Origin of the sequence: Halobacteriovorax sp. YZS-3-1 (assembly GCF_047084945.1) — a bacterium.
Taxonomy (GTDB): Bacteria; Bdellovibrionota; Bacteriovoracia; order Bacteriovoracales; family Bacteriovoracaceae; genus Halobacteriovorax_A; species Halobacteriovorax_A vibrionivorans.
On record NZ_JBKIYI010000001.1, the window covers coordinates 1,346,529 to 1,365,379 of the forward strand.

Annotated in this window: 19 protein-coding genes; 11 read left to right on the top strand and 8 right to left on the bottom strand. The window is 37.6% G+C overall.

The annotated features are described in order from the left end of the window. The first annotated feature begins 93 nt into the window (after positions 1 to 93). Both ACMAZI_RS06500 and ACMAZI_RS06505 read left to right on the top strand, forming a co-directional pair. Complete coding sequence (locus tag ACMAZI_RS06500) at positions 94 to 1,362, top strand: hypothetical protein (protein ID WP_120405057.1); 1,269 nt, start codon at positions 94 to 96, stop codon at positions 1,360 to 1,362. After that, complete coding sequence (locus ACMAZI_RS06505) at positions 1,359 to 1,787, top strand: hypothetical protein (protein WP_412473523.1); 429 nt, start codon at positions 1,359 to 1,361, stop codon at positions 1,785 to 1,787. Before ACMAZI_RS06500 ends, ACMAZI_RS06505 begins: the two co-directional genes overlap by 4 nt. On the opposite strand, the gene ACMAZI_RS06510 is transcribed toward ACMAZI_RS06505, so the two are convergent. Continuing rightward, positions 1,779 to 2,654, bottom strand: a complete 876-nt coding sequence (locus tag ACMAZI_RS06510) for an arginase family protein (RefSeq protein ID WP_412473522.1) — start codon at positions 2,652 to 2,654, stop codon at positions 1,779 to 1,781. The two genes, ACMAZI_RS06505 and ACMAZI_RS06510, sit on opposite strands and share 9 nt — an antisense overlap. Before the next feature lie 23 nt (positions 2,655 to 2,677). Here ACMAZI_RS06510 and ACMAZI_RS06515 point away from each other — a divergent pair, with 23 nt between their 5' ends. Further along, a complete protein-coding gene (locus ACMAZI_RS06515) occupies positions 2,678 to 3,991 on the top strand; it encodes a DUF4339 domain-containing protein (RefSeq protein WP_412473521.1) in 1,314 nt (437 codons plus the stop codon). A gap of 11 nt (positions 3,992 to 4,002) precedes the next feature. Here ACMAZI_RS06515 and ACMAZI_RS06520 read toward each other — a convergent pair whose 3' ends face one another. Beyond that, a complete protein-coding gene (locus tag ACMAZI_RS06520; RefSeq protein WP_115363455.1) occupies positions 4,003 to 4,842 on the bottom strand; it encodes an MBL fold metallo-hydrolase in 840 nt (279 codons plus the stop codon). 203 nt (positions 4,843 to 5,045) lie between these two features. Between ACMAZI_RS06520 and sucC the strand changes: the two genes are divergently transcribed. The 4 genes from sucC to ACMAZI_RS06540 all read left to right on the top strand — a co-directional run bounded on the left by sucC (position 5,046) and on the right by ACMAZI_RS06540 (position 8,232). Beyond that, entirely contained in the window at positions 5,046 to 6,218 is a 1,173-nt protein-coding gene (sucC, locus tag ACMAZI_RS06525; protein ID WP_115363454.1) for an ADP-forming succinate--CoA ligase subunit beta, read from the top strand. Further along, positions 6,218 to 7,093, top strand: a complete 876-nt coding sequence (gene sucD, locus ACMAZI_RS06530) for a succinate--CoA ligase subunit alpha (RefSeq protein ID WP_115363452.1) — start codon at positions 6,218 to 6,220, stop codon at positions 7,091 to 7,093. The genes sucC and sucD overlap by 1 nt, the downstream gene beginning before the upstream one ends. Before the next feature lie 44 nt (positions 7,094 to 7,137). After that, complete coding sequence (ndk, locus tag ACMAZI_RS06535; protein ID WP_115363450.1) at positions 7,138 to 7,566, top strand: nucleoside-diphosphate kinase; 429 nt, start codon at positions 7,138 to 7,140, stop codon at positions 7,564 to 7,566. Between the two features lie 192 nt (positions 7,567 to 7,758). Further along, entirely contained in the window at positions 7,759 to 8,232 is a 474-nt protein-coding gene (locus tag ACMAZI_RS06540) for a CarD family transcriptional regulator (protein ID WP_233500278.1), read from the top strand. Between the two features lie 113 nt (positions 8,233 to 8,345). Here ACMAZI_RS06540 and ACMAZI_RS06545 read toward each other — a convergent pair whose 3' ends face one another. Continuing rightward, a complete protein-coding gene (locus ACMAZI_RS06545) occupies positions 8,346 to 8,942 on the bottom strand; it encodes a TetR/AcrR family transcriptional regulator (protein WP_120405053.1) in 597 nt (198 codons plus the stop codon). Positions 8,943 to 9,046: 104 nt separating this feature from the next. On the opposite strand from ACMAZI_RS06545, the gene uvrB reads away from it, so the two are divergent. Next, positions 9,047 to 11,044, top strand: coding sequence for an excinuclease ABC subunit UvrB (gene uvrB / locus ACMAZI_RS06550; protein WP_115363444.1), 1,998 nt, complete (start codon positions 9,047 to 9,049; stop codon positions 11,042 to 11,044). Here the strand turns inward: uvrB and ACMAZI_RS06555 are convergent. Further along, positions 11,007 to 11,519, bottom strand: coding sequence for a hypothetical protein (locus ACMAZI_RS06555; RefSeq protein ID WP_120405051.1), 513 nt, complete (start codon positions 11,517 to 11,519; stop codon positions 11,007 to 11,009). The genes uvrB and ACMAZI_RS06555 overlap by 38 nt on opposite strands. A 113-nt stretch (positions 11,520 to 11,632) precedes the next feature. Between ACMAZI_RS06555 and ACMAZI_RS06560 the strand changes: the two genes are divergently transcribed. Both ACMAZI_RS06560 and ACMAZI_RS06565 read left to right on the top strand, forming a co-directional pair. Continuing rightward, positions 11,633 to 12,031, top strand: coding sequence for a hypothetical protein (locus tag ACMAZI_RS06560; RefSeq protein ID WP_115363440.1), 399 nt, complete (start codon positions 11,633 to 11,635; stop codon positions 12,029 to 12,031). Continuing rightward, complete coding sequence (locus ACMAZI_RS06565) at positions 12,009 to 13,157, top strand: metallophosphoesterase (RefSeq protein ID WP_115363438.1); 1,149 nt, start codon at positions 12,009 to 12,011, stop codon at positions 13,155 to 13,157. The genes ACMAZI_RS06560 and ACMAZI_RS06565 overlap by 23 nt, the downstream gene beginning before the upstream one ends. Here ACMAZI_RS06565 and ACMAZI_RS06570 read toward each other — a convergent pair. Further along, positions 13,154 to 14,164 carry an HD domain-containing phosphohydrolase gene (locus ACMAZI_RS06570; protein WP_334678343.1) on the bottom strand — a complete coding sequence of 337 codons (1,011 nt, stop codon included), beginning with the start codon at positions 14,162 to 14,164 and terminating at the stop codon, positions 13,154 to 13,156. The two genes, ACMAZI_RS06565 and ACMAZI_RS06570, sit on opposite strands and share 4 nt — an antisense overlap. After that, positions 14,161 to 16,842, bottom strand: coding sequence for a hypothetical protein (locus ACMAZI_RS06575; protein WP_412473520.1), 2,682 nt, complete (start codon positions 16,840 to 16,842; stop codon positions 14,161 to 14,163). Before ACMAZI_RS06575 ends, ACMAZI_RS06570 begins: the two co-directional genes overlap by 4 nt. 227 nt (positions 16,843 to 17,069) lie before the next feature. Between ACMAZI_RS06575 and ACMAZI_RS06580 the strand changes: the two genes are divergently transcribed. Then, the gene (locus ACMAZI_RS06580) at positions 17,070 to 17,903 is read left to right on the top strand and encodes a flagellin (RefSeq protein ID WP_115363432.1); all 834 of its coding nucleotides are present in this window, start codon (positions 17,070 to 17,072) and stop codon (positions 17,901 to 17,903) included. Positions 17,904 to 17,963: 60 nt separating this feature from the next. Here the strand turns inward: ACMAZI_RS06580 and ACMAZI_RS06585 are convergent, their stop codons facing one another. Both ACMAZI_RS06585 and ACMAZI_RS06590 read right to left on the bottom strand, forming a co-directional pair. Then, positions 17,964 to 18,308 (bottom strand): hypothetical protein, encoded by a 345-nt coding sequence (locus ACMAZI_RS06585; RefSeq protein ID WP_115363430.1) that lies wholly within the window; start codon positions 18,306 to 18,308, stop codon positions 17,964 to 17,966. 94 nt (positions 18,309 to 18,402) lie between these two features. Beyond that, positions 18,403 to 18,810 carry a DUF523 domain-containing protein gene (locus ACMAZI_RS06590; protein ID WP_115363429.1) on the bottom strand — a complete coding sequence of 136 codons (408 nt, stop codon included), beginning with the start codon at positions 18,808 to 18,810 and terminating at the stop codon, positions 18,403 to 18,405. Between the last annotated feature and the right edge of the window lie 41 nt (positions 18,811 to 18,851).

Sequence of the window (18,851 nt, forward strand, 5' to 3'; positions counted from 1 at the left end):
CTTCGTAATCCAAGCAATTTTAGCCTCTTTTTCACTCTTTGTACTACATCGTGTTATCATCATTGTTGACGTATTGGTGCGTAGGGGAAGTTGATGAAGAGGTTTTATTTATTTGCGTTATGGTTTGTGCTCGTTAATTCTAATCTTCTAGCAATTGACTTGTCTTCTGAAGATATTTCAGAGATTCAATTTGATGTTGTTCGTTCGTTTGATATTTACGATCCAAGCTCTGGATATTCACATCGTATTGAAGCTCCTAGTAGTAACGATAATAAATCAATAAAAGTTAGAATTGTCGGCCAAAATAGTTGGGCCTATAAAGTTATGCTTGAAGTTGATGGTGTGGAAAATCCAAAAGAGTTCTTAGTAACTAAGAAGTATCTTAAGTCAGCACTTGATACTGCAACTGCTTATAATGCTCTTAAGCTTCAACAAACGATCAGTACGGCAGGAGAGCCTCCTAATGCTCCTTGTGAAGGAGAGGAGAGGGAAGGTGTTAACGCAGGAGACTTCTTTCAAGAACCAAGTACAGCAGTTATTAGTAATCAGGAGTGGAAGCCTGGTTGCGAGGTGTTGGCCAATCGTCAAAGTTTTTCATCTGGTGATGATGTCACAAAATCAAAACTAACACGCTGTATTCGAAGTATTCAAAATTCAATTACTCGCCAAGGCTCTGTTAAGAACAGGGGGCAGGTCTTTAGAAATATGTATCGTTATCTTAGGCCACAAGAGCAGCACTTTGCTGCAATGGTTTTCACCTCTCAAGGTGAGGCCGGAATTCTTGCACGTGATATACAGACTGAAGAAAGTAGCCATCCGGAAGAAATGATGATGATTATGAAAGTGATTGATAACCGTGTTCGTAATGTCATTGAGGATGATGCGAGAAGGGGGAGAATCACCAGAGCCAATGCGCTGGATATTGCTCTGGATCCTTGGCAGTTTTCTATGTACAACCAAGGTGAAGATAATTGGAAACAGATGATGTACCCTGGGCGAAATCAACAATTTGGTTCAGCTATTGATGCTTATATGCAGTTTCAAACAGCTGAGTTTGAACCTGATCCAGAAGTGAACCACGTTTATCATTACCACGCTAATTGGATGCTGCCGAGTGACAGTGCATGGGGCGATGGCTTTAGGGCCAACCAAGATAATTGGGAGTTGAATGTGCAAGTTAATGGAGATTCTCTAAGACAAGCAAATCCAATGTATAACGAGAATAACAGTAGCGATCGCAGAAAAATTGCTCGTCACTGGAAAAGACAGAGGCATATTTTTTATAAACCAATTGATACCGATGGAAGAATCACAGGTGGTGATGATTGGCATTGGACAGTAAGGACGCCGTTTCGCTTATGAGAAAATTAATCATTACACTCACATTCTTAATAAATTGCGCAGCTTTTGCTGATGTAAGTGACTGGTCTATTAAAAACAATAATGGAGACTACTGGCTTCACTATAAGAACTCTAAGAAAATCAAAGCAAAAATTACAAAGAGAACTGGTAAGAGTAAAATTGTCGAGACAAAAGACGTTGGTAAAAATTATGAGCTTGTCATTTATTATACAGGAGCAGCGGGAACATTTAATATTGTAAATATTTACTATGCCGTAATTTTTGATAAGAAAACTATGCAATTTATTGGGGACTATCCTTGGGAGTATAAGTCAGAACAAGGAAAGAAAGTTGCAAGTCCCAAATGGGAAATTACGCAGAAGAAAATCACCATTAAAGATGAACAAACGGCCTTAGATAAAACGATCTCTTTATTTTCAAATTAAGTAATCGTAAATGAGAGAGGCAAGGCTTCTGGCATCTTTTGCAGATAATTCATCAAAGAGTGGATTGTATTCATAAATACCCATTATCTGTTTTCTATCTTTTGTATATTCTTGGTATTGGCCAACTAGCATTCTTAGAAATTCAAATGGAATACCATCATGGTTTACTGCACTCACACTTTGCATATCACAACCAGCAATAGCGTCAGCATCGATACTAAAAACAATATCGCCATCGTGCTTTTCATAAACTTCATTTAAGAAAGATACGTCTCTAAAGAGATTCGATTTTTGTTTAAGGGTTTTCGTATCGATGACATCCATTTCTATGCCTTGGTAGTTTTGAGAAACGTTAGCATATTCGTGGATACCAATTTGGAGCAGCTTTATTTTGTTTTCATTTGCCAATTGTCTAAAGGGAGTTCCTGAGTGATGGATTTCATCATCTCGTGTATCCAAGTGAGCATCGATATTAATGATTAATGGGTTGTTGAACTTCAGTCCTGAAACAAGAGGATAGATATGGTCGTGTCCTCCACCTAAATGAATAATTTTCTGTGACTTTATTTTGCTGATCTCATTAATTGAGTTCTTTTGCATTTGGTTGAAGTCATCTTCACTTTGATCTGTAATATCAATTAAAGAAATATTTTTTATCTTCTGATGATTTGCGAATTTTTGTAATTGAGAGATTAGAACACGAGGGCCTAAAGCTGCTCCGCGGCGACCACCATTTCTTACGACCCCAAGATCATTTGCACTAATTAGAATTGAATTTTGTGAATCATTGGCCTCTTTAGACATCACATTCGCTATTGATTGTGATTTTCTTTTTGCCAAATTCTCATCTACCTCTTTCCACCCCATGTATCTTCCTTTAAACTACAACTATGCAAAAAAATTGGTATATTAATCAGTCCGGTAAAAATAAAGGACCATTTACAGCTCAAGATATTATCGACTTTTATGATAAAGGTCTAATTAAGTCTTATCAACTTTGTTGGCGCAAAGGGGCAAAGAATTGGAAACCTGTCTTTGCTGTAATTCAATTGGCCCGCCAAGAAGCTCAGTCTTATTATGAAACTCAGGTTCTAAAAGAAGATGGCCAACTTCCTGAGATACCAATAAATGACGTAAAGGCCTCAACTGAAACTCCCGATATTCCTGCCAGAGAGCCAGTGGAGCTAAAAGAAGTGCCAGAGGAAGAATCAGATTTAGCTGATATTGAAATTTTTCCTAGTAAATTTCCGATATACACAACAGTTATTGCCACTTTCTTTATAGCAGTGACACTCATTGCTAGTATTTACTTTGCAGCTGGCTCGACAAAGTTAAAGAAGGTTGAGGTCCAAAATATTTCGGTGACAACTCTAAATGAGATGAAAAGGCCTGTTAAAGATGGCGATGTACACCTCTTTGTTAATAAAGAGATGTCCACTATTTATGCTAGGCTTCCTTTTAAAAAACCAGTGAGTGTTGAATTAATTCTTCATCGCAAACCCGATCTTTTAGATGGATCTGAAATTTTGATTAAGGCCCATAATATTGGAGAGGGTGGGCTTATTGAATTTAAGGACCTTGTCTTTGAAGAGGGCCGTGAATTCACCCCTGGTTCATATAATGTAACGTTCATTTATGAATTCTTATCTGTCACAGACAATATTAAGAATAAATTGGGAATGGGAACGATTCGAGAAGTTCTAGAAAAGAAAGTTTTTCTTGTTCCTGAGTCGAGGCAAGCTTACTTGGAGCAGATTGCAAAAATTGAAAAAAAGCGCAAAACAGCAAAGAGAAAGGCCATAAGTACAATTCGAGAAAAGCTTAGAACACTTGAGTCTCTAATTTCATCGATGTCCATTCATTATCGTCTGTCTTTGAGTCAAAAAAGTGGTTGGCTTGCTCATAAGGAATTTCAACAAAGATATGCTCGAAATATTGGGCCACTTCTACAAAGTATAGTTCTATCTAATTATGAACTTGATAAGACTAAATTAACGAGTACTGAGTTAAAGTTAGAAAATGAAATCCACAATCTTGGTAAGGATATTAGTGCGTGGAGTGCAAAGCTTGTGGAGAAGCTGTCACGTTATGGCTACCTTAATAAGCAGAAACGTCTTCATTTAAGAAAGTTCATGGATGATGATCGAGTGGTGCTTCAATCTGTTAAGAATGAGATTCAAAAACAGATTGAAAGCTTAATGTAGGTCATTTTAGGTCACTGTAGATCTTTACAGATATATTTTCCGCGCTCATTTTGCGTGACTTTTGCACTTGCATACTTCGGGTCGTGCTCAAAGATTACTGTTAGATCCTTTTCAATGATCATCTTTAAGAATTCCATCTTATCCACTGTCGTTTGACCTGGAGCGATATCATAGCCCATTACCCATGGTACATGGACGTGATTTGAAGTTGGGATCAGGTCTGCCAAGTAGATATACTCACTTGTATAAGGATGCACGAGGTGAGGTGTGTGTCCGTAAGAGCATTTAAATCTTAATGTATCATTTGATAGTTTGAGTATCTCACCCTCTTTTCCAGTAAGCCAGTGGACGCGTCCCGCTTTATCAAATTCCTCGATAATATCTTTAAAGTACTTCTTATGAAATGAGCCGCTGTCTCTTAATGTTGGATTAAGGGCATATTGCCAATGTTCTCGATGTAGGTGGATCGTTACATTTGGTAGGACTGGTTTAAAGTTGTCGCCATCTTTATAGACCATACCACCGACATGATCGAAGTGAAGATGCGAGATAACAAGATCTGTTACATCTTCAGGTTTTATCCCTTTGTCTGCTAAGGCCTTTACGAGAGGAGATTGTTCTTGGCGAACATCGAATTGTTGGTCGAACTTCTCTCCGTGGTAATCACCAATACCAGTATCTGTAATAATAATTCTGTCTTGGTCTTTAATGATCCAAAGCCTTAGATCGAGGTCGATGCGATTGTATTCATCTGCAGGGTGAACCTTGTTCCATAATGGTTTTGGGATGATTCCAAACATGGCCCCGCCGTCGAGCCTAAATTTACCTGGGCTTATTAGTATGTTTTCCATGAGCTAATTGTGCGAAAAATCGGAAATTGCTACAAGACGTTAAGCGTTATTTTGTGAATAAGTCCATGAATTGCCCATTAATCAGTTGAATGACAAAAAACTTGGCAAAAATGACACGACTCACCTAGAAAGTTATAGAGATGACCACTATTATAAGCCAGTAAAATCATGAATATTTCATACACGAAAACTTAGGAGTTTTAATGAACGTACATGAGTACCAGGCCAAGGGTTTAATGAGAGACATGGGCCTGAAGGTTCTTAGAGGTGAAGTAGCAAAGACTGTTGATGAGGCTGTTGCTGCGGCAGAAAAATTAGGTGGAAATATTTGGGTAGTAAAAGCTCAAATTCACGCTGGTGGGCGTGGTAAAGCAGGTGGTGTAAAGCTTGCAAAGTCATTAGATGAAGTTCGCTTACACGCTGACGATATTCTAGGTAAGACTCTTGTAACTCACCAAACAGGTCCAGAAGGAAAGAAAGTTCACACTCTTTTCATCGAAGAAGGATGTGACATCGAGCACGAGTACTATGCTGGTGTTGTTCTAGACCGTGCAACTGGTAAAGTTACAATGATGGCCTCTGAAGAAGGTGGAGTTGAGATTGAGGAAGTTGCTCATAAGACTCCTGAAAAAATCATTAAAGTAGCAATTGACCCAGCAGCTGGATTCACTCCATTTGTTGCAAGAAAGCTAGCTTACGGAATTGGTCTTAAGACTAAGGAAGAAGTAAAGGAAGCAGGTCAATTCTTTAAAGGTCTTTACGATCTATATATGAAGTACGATTGCTCAATTGCAGAGATCAACCCATTAGTAAAAACTAAGCAAGGTGATATCTTAGCACTAGATGCAAAGCTTAACTTTGATTCTAATGCTCTTTTCAGACACCCTGAAATTCAAGAGCTAAGAGATCCAACTGAAGAAAGTGAAAAAGAGTTAGCAGCAAGTGAATTTGGTGCAGCTTATATTGAACTTGATGGAAATATTGGTTGTCTAGTAAACGGTGCAGGTCTTGCAATGGGTACAATGGACATCATTAAGCTTCACGGTGGTGAACCAGCTAACTTCCTAGATGTTGGTGGATCAGCGACAAAAGAAACTGTTCAGAAAGCTTTCTCTCTTATCCTTCAAGATGAGAATGTAAAAGCTATTCTAGTTAATATTTTTGGTGGAATTATGAAGTGTGACATCATCGCTGAAGGTGTTGTTGCAGCCGCTAAGGAACTTGATTTAACAGTACCATTAGTTGTTCGTCTTGAAGGGACAAACGTAGCTCTTGGTAAGAAAATTTTAAATGAATCAGATCTTGCAATTATTGCAGCTGAAGATTTAGCAGATGCAGCGAAGAAAGCTGTTGAAGCGACAAAAGGGGAGGCGTAATGGCCATTCTTATTAATCGTGATACAAAATTAATCACTGTTGGTTTTACAGGTAAGCAAGGAACTTTTCACTCACTACAATCAAGAGATTACGGAACTAACTTTGTTGGTGGTGTAACTCCAGGTAAAGGTGGAACAGTTCATGAAGGTTTCCCTGTTTTTAATACTATTAAAGAAGCAATGGATAAGACGGAAGCAAATGCGGCCATGATTATGGTTCCACCTCCGTTTGCAGCTGACTCAATCCTAGAAGCGATTGATGCTGAGATGCCACTTATTATTGCAATTACTGAAGGGATTCCTATCCTTGATATGGTAAAGGTTAAGGCCGCTCTTGAAGGTTCAAAATCAAGACTAATTGGTCCTAACTGTCCAGGTGTTATCACTCCAGGTGAGTGTAAGATCGGAATTATGCCAGGTCACATCCACATGCCAGGTCGTGTTGGTGTTATCTCACGTTCAGGAACTCTTACTTATGAAGCTGTTTATCAGTTAACTCAAAGAGACATCGGACAATCAACTTGTGTTGGTATCGGTGGTGACCCTGTTAACGGAACAAACTTCATTGACGTACTAGAGCTATTTGAAAAAGATCCAGATACTGATGCTGTTATTATGATTGGTGAGATCGGTGGTTCTGCTGAAACAGATGCTGGTCGATGGATTCAAAAGAATATGAGTAAGCCAGTTGTATCATTTATCGCAGGTGCTTCAGCGCCTCCAGGTAAGAGAATGGGGCACGCAGGTGCAATCATCTCTGGTGGTGACGATACTGCAGAAGCTAAGTTTAGAATTCTTGAAGAATGTGGCGTAACAGTTTCACGTTCTCCAGCTGAACTTGGTGAAACAATGGAGAAGGTTTTAAAGAACCTTTAATTAAAAGAATTTAGGGAATTTTTCCGCAAGATAATTTTAAGGAGATTAAAATGGAAAGAACTTTTAGTATCATTAAGCCAAATGCACTACTTGATAACAACATTGGTAACATCATTAAGAGATTTGAAGAAGAAGGTCTAAGAATCGCTGCTCTTAAACTTGCTCACCTTTCAAAAGAGAAAGCTGAAGGTTTCTATATTGAGCACAAAGACAGACCATTCTTTGGTGAACTTGTTGCTTTCATGACTTCTGCACCAGTTGTTCTTATGTGCCTAGAAGGTGAAAATGCAGTTGAAAGAAATAGAGAAATCATGGGTGCGACTAACCCAGCTGAAGCTGCTGAAAACACTCTTAGAAAGCTATATGCTAAATCTATCGGTGAGAACGCTGTTCACGGTTCTGATTCTCTTGCTTCTGCTGAAAGAGAACTTGCTTATTTCTTCGAAAAAGATGAAATTTGCCCACGTTTCTAATTAGTTAACTAATTGAAATTACAGATATATTTATCGAATTAAGCCCCTCTTATTGAGGGGCTTTTTTTTGGCCCGCATTTCTACAACCTTCCGTCTAAAAATCATACCCCATGTGTAAATCTTACAAGCTGCATTGAGAGTCATGGCGCGTCGTAGTATAACTGAGTGAGAGAAATACCCATGGAGGTAGAAATGTTTAACATTGGTGATTACGCAGTTTGCCCAGGACACGGTGTTGGTCAGATTGTGGACATCGAAGAGCGCGAAGTAGGAGAGCACAAGCTTTCGTTCTACATCATTAAGGTTGTAGCAAACGGAATGACTGTCATGGTTCCTACCAATTCTAAAGATGGAATTAGAGTGCTTGTTGACGACAGCGAGATCAATGAAGTTTATCAACTTCTAAATGATCACGATGTAAAAGTTGATAACTCAACTTGGAATCGTCGTTATAGAGACTATATGGAAAAAGTGAAAACTGGTTCACTTTTAGAAATCGCAGATGTCCTAAGATCTTTATTCTTACTTAAGAATAAGAAGAATCTTTCATTTGGTGAGAAGAAAATGCTTGAGCAGTGTAGAGACTTAATTGTTCAAGAGATCTCAATCAAGAATGGTTCTGAGAAAACTGAAATAAAAAATCAAATTGAGAGCTGTTTTGAATAACAGCTTTAAGTTCGAAATTCTTTTTTGAACTTATTCTCTTGTGTTGTGTGTGTGAAATAAGCGTTTGTGGGGTAACTTGCAAACGCTTTATTTATTTTTGGCCTCACAATTGCTTAAGCCTTTAGGCAATCTAATAATTCATTTAATCTAATATCAAATTCTTGAACTTCCTTAGGAAGTAGACAATTTTCATATAGGCAAATTGTTTGCATTAATGAGCCTGTCAAAAATTCGTGTAGTAGTCGTCCCCAAAGCTTAGCATCAACTTTTGGTGAGATGCTACCTTCAGCTTGTCCTTCAACAATTAAGTCCTCTAATCGATTTCTTCCATTGAGGATGACCTTCTCTCCAAATGGTAGAACGACAGAATTAGTGGAAGATTGTTGATATAAGTAGAGGATGATTTTAGCTTCACTGGGCCTATCAATTAGCCAGGTCAGACTAGCTTGGCAGTGCTTGCGTATACGGCCAATACTATCATCAGTTGGTGTGATTAATTGATTTATTAATTCAGTACGTCTTTCAAGAATACTTTCCAAAACCCCAAGAAAGAGCTCGGTCTTATTCTTAAAATAATGAAAGACACCAGACTGGCTAATACCTAGAGTATCGGCAATTTTTTGAAATGAGGTCGCAGCGATGCCTTTTTCAGCGATCTGACCTATGGCAATATCAATGATCTTTGCCCTTTGTAGTTCACCTTTTTTCATTTTTTATCCCTAATTAAAAAATGATCAATTTAGTTAATAATGTAACATATTTATAGCTCAGATAATAATTGTTATCTTTTAATCTAATAGGATACAATCTCGATATGAGTGATAAGACCTTTAATTTACAGTCAAAATTTGAACCTTGTGGGGATCAACCAGAGGCCATCAAGACTATTGTGGAAAAACTCTCTTCTGGAGAAAAAGAGCAAACTCTATTGGGCGTTACCGGTTCTGGTAAAACATTTACCATGGCCAATGTGATTCAAAAGCTTGGAAAAAAGACCTTAATTTTGGCACATAATAAGACACTTGCGGCACAACTTTATGCCGAGTTTAGAGAATTCTTTCCCGATAATGCTGTGGAGTACTTTGTTTCGTATTACGATTACTATCAACCTGAAGCTTATGTTCCGGGAAGTGATACCTATATAGAAAAGGACTCATCTGTTAATGATGAGATCGACAAGCTTCGCCACTCTGCAACTCGCTCTCTCTTAGAAAGAGATGATGTCATCATAATCTCTTCGGTTAGTTGCATTTACGGTATTGGTTCTCCTGATGAGTATGCGAGTATGAGGGAGACTCTCTTTGTTGGTGATGAGAAAGACCGCGATGATTTTCTAAAGTCTTTAGTTGCTATTCAATACGAAAGAAATGATATCGACTTTGTTCGTGGGTGTTTTCGCGTAAGAGGGGATATTGTTGAAGTCTTTCCTGCTCATGAGGATTCGAATGTTGTTCGCATTGAATTCTTTGATGATGAGGTCGAAAGTATAACAATTGTTGACCCACTTAGGGGAACAAAACTTCATAACCTTAGTAAGGTTACAATTTATCCAAAGTCTCACTATGTTGTTGGTGAGGAGAAAATGGATGGTGCTCTTGAGACTATTAAAGTTGAGTTAAGAGAGCGCCTACAAGAGTTAGAGAAACAAAATAAATTAGTTGAAAGGCAACGCCTTGAACAAAGAACTCTACTTGATATTGAAATGCTTGAAGAGATGGGCTTTTGTTCTGGTATTGAGAATTATTCTCGTCATATGACGGGGAGTAAACCAGGTGATCCTCCACCAACACTTATTGATTTCTTTAAGAAAGACTTCTTAATGATTATTGATGAATCACATATAACTATTCCACAAGTCGGTGGGATGTATCGCGGAGATAGGGCCCGTAAAATGAATCTCGTCGATTACGGTTTTCGCCTACCTTCAGCATTAGATAATCGTCCTTTAAATTTTGAGGAGTTTAAAGGAAAGCTCGATGATGTCCTTTATGTTTCTGCTACCCCTGGTAATTACGAATTAGAGCGGACTCATGGAGAGTTTGTTGAGCAAATTATTAGGCCAACAGGACTTCTTGATCCGATTATTGAGGTTAGGGATGCAACTAATCAAGTTGATGACCTCTTAGTTGAGGTAAGGCGCATTATTGAAAAAGGCCAGCGAGTTCTTGTGACAACTCTTACAAAGAAGTTGGCAGAAGAGTTAACTAATTTCTACCATGGTAGTGGAATTAAGGTGAAATACCTTCATAGTGATATTGATACGATTGAAAGAGTAGAGATCATTCGCGATCTTCGCCTTGGTGAGTTTGATGTTCTTGTGGGAATCAATCTCCTAAGAGAAGGTCTTGATATTCCAGAGGTCTCATTAGTGGCCATTTTGGATGCTGATAAGGAAGGCTTCTTGAGATCTGAGCGCTCCCTTGTTCAGACTATTGGACGGGCCGCTAGAAATAGTGATGGTAAAGTTCTTATGTATGCATATCAAACAACGAAGTCTATGGAGCGAGCAATCGGTGAGACGAAACGTCGTCGAGCTATTCAAATGCAATATAATGAAGATCACGGCATAACTCCGCAAACGATTCTTAAGGAAGTTTCAGGTGGAGTAATTGAAACTTTACGTGGTGGTAAAAAGAAGGGGAAAAAGAGCGGTCCTAAAGACGTTACCATGTCTCCTGATGAGATTAAAAAGCGTATTGCTGAGCTTAAAATTGAGATGAAAGAGGCCTCAAAAGACCTCCGCTTTGAAGATGCTGCTAAAATTCGTGATGAAATTAAGTTCTTAAACGAATCATTTCTAGTCTTTGGCTAACTTCATGACTAATAGGCATTTTCATTAAGAAGTTAAATAGACCCTTTCCAAATCCATGTCTAATAGCAAAGTCATCTGCTTCAATTTGCTTTGTCATTTCATTTGCATGTAATCTCATTGTGAAATGACGATAGTAGAGATGTCCTAATTCATGAAATATGATTGCATAGGCTTCTTCATTATCTGCTGTTAGAATTGCTTTTTTTAACTGTGGATAGACAAGTACAAATGTCTTATCTCCATGTGATGGAATAACGCTAGAGTGCATGCCCTGACTTTCTAAAAAGACAAGTTCCCCATAAGTGGCCAAGCTGTCTTTTTCTTCTTCACTCAATTGTGAAATGACGTCCTCAAAGAATCTTTTGATTCTTGGATTCTGATTAATCCAGTGATGGGCCGGGTCTGAGAAGTTGACCTTAAAGCTTGGGTTAGTCTCTTGATTCTTTGTAAATGTTTTCTTTAGTGTACTTATCATGAATATCTTTTCGTCAACATTGAAGTTGGCCCAAGAATTTAGCTTATTCTGAGTGAACTAGGTAAGCTTTGCCAATAAGGACCAACAAATTATTAAATAGTTACAATATAAGTATGACAAAAACTAAATTTCTTAAGTTTTTTACTCTAGCTTTTGCATGTCTGATCTCATGGCATATGAACTCATATGCGCAACAGAGAATGGAAAAGTCTGAGGCTTTTTTAGTAACAGCTATGCCTAGTTATTATAAAGTTATCTCTCCGGTAAAAAAGAGGGGCTCTCGTGTTGCAGTTGTTATTAAAAATCGTACCCTTTCAACAATTAGAGGGAAGTTTGTCGATGACAATGATAAGAATCTAAAATTTGTCACGATTAAGCCAGACGCTGAAATGAGTATTGAGTTTGATTTTAATACAAAGAATAAATTCTACTTTGTTCCACTAGACCCTTCTTTTCAAAGAGTCGTGTTAAATATAGGAAAGTCCGCATATGAGATTCCTTCGCAAGAGTAACTCAAAGAAGACCATAATCATAATCTCTGATGTCCATCTTGGCGCAGGAGAGTATGTAAATGGTATTAGAAATTATCTCGAAGACTTTCACTATGATGAAGAGTTAGTTGATTTTCTCGAATACTTCAGCAGTGATGAGTATGCCAGTAAAGATGTCGAGTTGATTATTAACGGAGACTTTTTTGACCTTTTAGCAGTTCCTTATGTGCAAGTATTTGATGATGAGTTCTGGTCTGAGGAATCATCGAAGAAGAAATTACAGCTGATTCTAGATGCACATAAAGAGGTGATGCAGGCCCTTAACGACTTCTTAAAAGTAAAGAATAAAAAGGTTACATTTATTATTGGTAATCATGATGCGGAGTTAGTTTTTGATTCTTTAAAAGAGATGGTTCTCAATTGTTTTGATAAAGAAGTACGAGATCGCTTTGTCATAAGAGAGCTAAATGATGAATATCGTCCTACTGATCGTGTTGTACTAAGACATGGCCACGAGTACGAAATTGCTCATACTTTTGAAGAGGAAAGTTGCATTATAGAGGATAAGGACGGAAAGAAATACTTTAATCCGCCTTGGGGCTCTTACTATGTAACACGAGTGATAAATAAGTTTAAAGAAGAACGAGATCATGTAAATGCAGTTCGCCCAATTAATAAGTTTCTTATTAATGGACTTATTTATGATACTTTCTTCACTCTGCGATTCATGTTGGCCAATACCATTTACTTTATAATGGTTCGCTCAATCTATCTTTTTAAAATAAGTAATAACTTTGGTGATTGGTTAAAGCTTTTCATGAAAGAATTACACCTCTTTCAGGATTACGAAGAATTAACTTTTGAATATCTACAAGATGCAAAAGATACGGATGTATTGATTGTTGGCCATACACATGAGCCAATTTGTCGCACTTATACTAATGGTAAAACTTTCATAAATACTGGAACCTGGACTAGAATGTACAATCTAGACTTTGGTAAAGGTGGAGGGAATACCCAACTTACTTTTGCAAAAATTGAAGTCTTAGATCCAAAGAATAATAAAGATGAGCACTTGCCAAAAGTTCAAGCAAACTTGCATACGTGGGAAGGGCGAAATACATTGCCGTATGGTAGTTTCAATTAAAGGCTTAGTACGCTAGTGATGTGAGGCTTTATCTTGTCACTGTAGTTTGTATTGAGACCACCAACTCCAGCTTGAGCATCAACCATATATACAACGCTGCTTAGAGGTGATTTTTCTCCGTTAATTAATCCTGTGCTAAACTCTAGAATATGAGAAATAAATTCTAGGATTTCACTTTCAAGGCTAAGTCCAGCTTGAGAAATTTGTCCAGGCATTCCGCTACCATCATGTTTTTCATGATGGTGATCAATAATTGCCTTACACTCTTCTGATAATTGAACACCTGATTTTTCTATAAGCATACGAGATACTTTCACATGCTTATAATATTGTTCTCGTTGATCGCTTGTTACTTCTTCAAAGCTCTCATGGATGATATTTGGAGAGATACTTGTAAGTCCAATATTTGCTAGAAAAGAAGCACAGATTAAATCGGCTTGCTTTTTATAGTCTTCAATTCCAAGTTTCTTTGCAAAGAAGAAGCTCAGTGCCACAATTCGATTTGTAAGATTGTCCTTATCAAGATGGGTCATGGCAAAGTGTCTTGCAAGAGAGATAGTATGAGATAAGTTTACAGGAAATGTTGATATCTCTTTTTGCGCCCTTAAGATAATTGGTAGGAAGTCGTCCTGATCGATTGCTTTTGTTAAGACACTGCGAAGAGGTAGTCTTGATCTTGCTTCTTTTTGATTTGTTTCAACCGCTTTTTCATGCTCTTTTAAGATGTTGATCTTTTCACGAATTTGATTTGCCTCTTGTGGAGTATACTCACTTAATTCTCCAACTGTTGCAAGATAAGTCATTCGTTGTGAAAGCTTGATTGCGATTTTTCCTGTCTTGTTATCTTCAATATACTTTAATAGGTTATAACTATCTTGAGTTAAAGGTGTGTTTGCTTTTAAGTATTCTGTGTAAAGATTCTCTTTCTCTTTATAGACATAGAGAGTAAAAGGGAAAGTGCGAATGTCTTTAAGCGATTTAAGCTTTATATAGAAATAGGCAATCATGTTCGTCCTTTACCAAATATTCCTTTAAAGAGGCTTCCTACTGAGTTTTTTAAACTTGATGCAGCAGACTTATTAGATGAAGCTATCTTCGTTGTCATACGATCTTCACCACTTTTATAACTTCCTTTTAAGGCCTCAAGACAAATCTCTATCCTTTTAGGGGTATCTTCTGATTTTTCGATCTCTTCTCTTGTGGTGAAAAATACTGTGAAGTAACTATAATTTGTATTCTCAATAATAGGGCAGTGATAGTAAAGTGTTTCAGCTTGGAATGTGTCATCATTCCAACTTGGTTTTCTCTTTATTTTTAATATATTCTTCACTGCTTCAAAATTATCTGGCCCCTGTTCACTACCCATAATACATTCATTTTGCAGGTTATAAACAATGAGGGTTCCATCACAGAATTCATTAATATAATCTGAGGTCATCTGTTTTATCTCATCACCATCAATGAGCATATCTGTGGCACGAATGAGAAAGTCCATATCCTTTGGTTCAGGAATAATTATGGAGTTAAGGGCCTCTTCTAACTCTTTTTGATCTTTTGCTTCTTCAATGGCCGACTCGGAGTCAGCGGCTTGCTGATCTTCTTTTGTATTACTTGAGTATTGATTAACTTTTAGTTGATGATCTTGATTATTTGCATTGTTATTATTTGATGGCCTTTTGCTATAATCATAACCTGGAGCTTGATCCTGTTCTTGAAGTTTTTTTAATGCATTACTTAGGTCGTAATCAATTTCTTCTTCACTCTTTTGGTCATAGCCTTGGTCTTTTTCTTTGTTATTTTGCTCAGGGGCATCTGTTACTTTTATTTCTAATTTTTCTTTCGTTCCACCACTGTATTCTGGCTGTTTATCAAGGTTGCGATAATCGATAGTCTGTTCACCTAGATCACCCTTTTTCTCATATTGAATCGAGCCGCCTTCTGCTTGGTCTTCATCTTGATTATCATCCTCTCCATCATCAGACTTTTTCTTTTGCTTTTCATCTCTTTGAACAGGTTTTCTCTTCCCATGTTGTGCTAATGATTCAAAGAGGTCTTCATCTCTTTGCTTGGCATCGTTATTTTCGGCAAGATCTCTTTCAAGGCCCTTTTCGTTATCAATCATTTCATTGTCAGGACTGCCTTGACTTGGTCTTTTTGATGATGCTCCCTTCTTGTGTGCATCCAAAGAAGCAAATAGGTCTTCTTCATCATCATTTTCTTCATTTATATCGTCTATTTCTGGACCAATATCGCCCTGATAATGACCACCAAGATCATTTTCTTTTCTTTTAGCTCCACTTTTTACGGCATCCAATGATGCAAAGAGGTCTTCTTCTTTGTCTTCTTCTTCAATCTCATCCATCGTTGGAGTAGTTTGGCCTTTATAATGTCCGCCCTGATCCTTTTGCTGTGTTTGCTTGCCTTTTGAGACTGAGTCTAGTGCAGCAAAGAGATCTTCTTCATCTTCTTCATCTTCGATATCGTCTAGGCCACTTGAAGTTTGTCCCTTATAATGTCCACCTTGATCTTGATTGCTTGAGGAAGACTTTTTTGAAGCTGAATCAAGAGCTGCAAAGAGATCCTCTTCATCTTCTTCATTTATATCATCAATTCCATTAGTGGTATTACCTTTGTAATGTCCACCTTGATCTTGATTGCTAGAGGAAGACTTTTTTGTCGCCGAGTCAAGAGCTGCAAAGAGATCTTCTTCGTCCTCTTGATCTCTTGAATCTTCCATTGTAGGTGAGACATCTCCACGAAGTGCGCCACCTTTATCCTCTTCTTTATAAGAGCTTTTTCTAACACCTTCTAAGCTTTTAAAAAGATCCTCATCAAATTCATCATCATCTTCTTCTGATGCCTCAGATTCTGATCCTAGCTTGCCTTGAAGGTTACCACCTAGTTGGTCGGCCTTATTTGTTGCATTCTTTTTATCTTGGTCTTGTCCATAAAGATCATCATCAAATTGAATATCATCTTTATTGGAATGTTGCTTTTCATTGTGAATTTCGCCCTCTAGCCTGCCTGCTGTTTTTGAATTAATGGCCTGCTCAGCGCTATATTCTTTTGAGTTCTTATATGGATCTTCTTGTGTCTCTTCCCATTGTGAACCAACATTTCTATCATCATCAAAAACATCTTTACCATCTTTGAGGTGATTGTTTTTGTTAACTTTACCTTTTAGGTGGCCAGCATCACCAAATTTTTGGGCATCGGCTTTATCTTCATATTGATCATCATCGCTAAATGTTTTCTTCTCTTCCTTAGAATGGTATTCCATTTCATCGCCATCATCTTGCTTCTTAAGGGAGCGCAGGATTAAGTTGATTTTATAAAGAAGAGTCTTAGGTGGAACAGGCTCTTGGATATACTCTGTAAGACCAATCTTTCTAAACTTATCAAGGGTCTTTGGTGGAATATTCTTACTATTAATAAGGAGTATCTTTACATTATTCTTAAATATGAACCTTTTTAAAGGTTGAATACATTGAGCACATTTCTTCGGTTGGCAGGCGATCGTGAGGGATTGGCCAATAGTAGGGACGAGTTGATTATATTCCTCTGGATTTTCGACATCATAGATTTCAATACCGTCATTTTCGGCATTTTGCTCGATTGTCTCTTTAAGTGCCTGCACACTCTTAGTTAAAGGATGCAGAAAGATTAGTGGTTTTCCCTCTTCCATGGTTTCTATTATCGGCTATTTATGAATTTTATTTATGAACATATATGTAAAATATTTTAAATTATTTTTAATTTTTTCTAAAGCTTTAGTTTTTACCTCCGAGAAGCTTTATGTTAGGTCAAATGACTTAATTGAAATTTAATAATTCACAAGAGCAGTATGCTCATTGTTCCAATGGTCGGGACAACCCTGAGTACGGGGAGTATGTAGATCACGGAGGTATCACAATGGGTATGCGTATTAACACAAATGTATCGTCTCTATCAGCTCAAAGAGCGTTAGGTCAATCGAATTCAACTCAACAAAAATCTTTAGAAAAGCTTTCATCTGGTACAAGAATTGTACGTTCAGCAGACGATGCTGCAGGTTTAGCAATTTCTGAGAAATTAAAGAGTCAGGTTAGATCTAGTAAACAAGCTGAGAGAAACGCAAATGACGGTATTTCAATGATTCAGATTGCAGAAGGTGGTCTGAATGAAGTATCAAACATCTTAGTAAGACTAAGAGAACTATCTGTTCAATCAGCGTCGGACACAGTAGGTGACACTGAGAGACAATTTACTGATCTTGAGTATCAAAACCTTAAGCAAGAGATCCAAAGAATTTCTGAAGTTACTGAATTTAACGGAAAGAAACTTCTAACTGGAAACGGTGATAAGTATGATATCCAAATCGGTATTAATAATGATGATTTCCAAGATAGAATTCAGTTCGATACAAACGTACTAAGTTCTGGTCTTGAAGCGCTAGGTGTAGCTGATTTAGAAGTTGGTTCAAAAGAAGGTGCTCAAGCAGCTTTAGCAAATCTTGACTCTGCAATTGAAAATATCGCAGGACAAAGAGCAGAGCTAGGTGCTAAGCAGAACAGACTAAACTCTACAATCAACAACCTACAAATTAGTACTGAGAACTTAAGTGCAGCAAACTCACGTATCAGAGATACTGACTATGCAGCAGAAACAGCTAAGAAAGCAAAGAGTGACATCCTTGTTAACGCTGGTACTTCAGTTCTTGCTCAGTCTAATTCTCAAGGTGCTGCAGCTCTAAAACTAATTGGTTAATTAAACCAACCACAATAAATACTGCAAAAGGATAGCCCCGCGAATGCGGGGCATATTTATTTAATGAGCAAAATTTACTTGAGTAGGGTTATTAATCAAAATCTCTGGCCCATATGCATCTAGGGCCTTTAAAACTTCATCAAATTGTTCTCGAATTATATCAATTGTTTCATTACAGAATTCATCATTTAGTTGATTTTGAAGTAGGGCCATATAATGGGCCGCTTTTTCACTACCAAGAGTAATGGAGTCATTGATTACATGATTAATTTTCATATTAATAATTTCTTTAAAATCTGACCATTGTTCAGGGTAGTCTTTTAAGTGAATTAGTTGGTCAGTGATATGCTTCATTCTTCCTTGTAGATTCTTTGCTAATAATAGCTTCATTTCAAGATCATTCATTTCTACTCCTTAGAAATTATTTTTCGAGCGCTATATTTATACCGAATTAAAGCAGTTGAAGTTAGATTTTTTGAGTAGGTGTGAAAAGATGAAATTAGTTACAGGACTTAACTTGAACGCCATTTTCTTTTAAGAGCTTTGTGAATTCACCGTCACCATCTGTTAATTGACCCTTAAATGATCCGTCATAGATTTTTCCAAGGCCACACATTGGAGATTTCGACTTTAATAAAGCCTGCGTGCATGAGTTTTCAAGTGCGATCTCTAGTGCCATTTGTGCTCCCTTCTCATAATTTAAGGTGACATCTTTTCCATCAATTGTGATGAGTTTACCGTCTACATTCTCAGCAGGTGGCCTAGGCGTAGGTAGTCCTCCTAGCTCTTCTGGACATACCGCAATGGCCTTGCCCTGAGCAACGAGTTCTGTAACATCTTGAATTTCCTTGTGCTCTCCATCGTATCGACATTTCTTGCCGGCCAAGCACGCACTAACAATAATCATATTTAACAAGAATAAGTTAATTTCGTCGAAAATGCCACGTT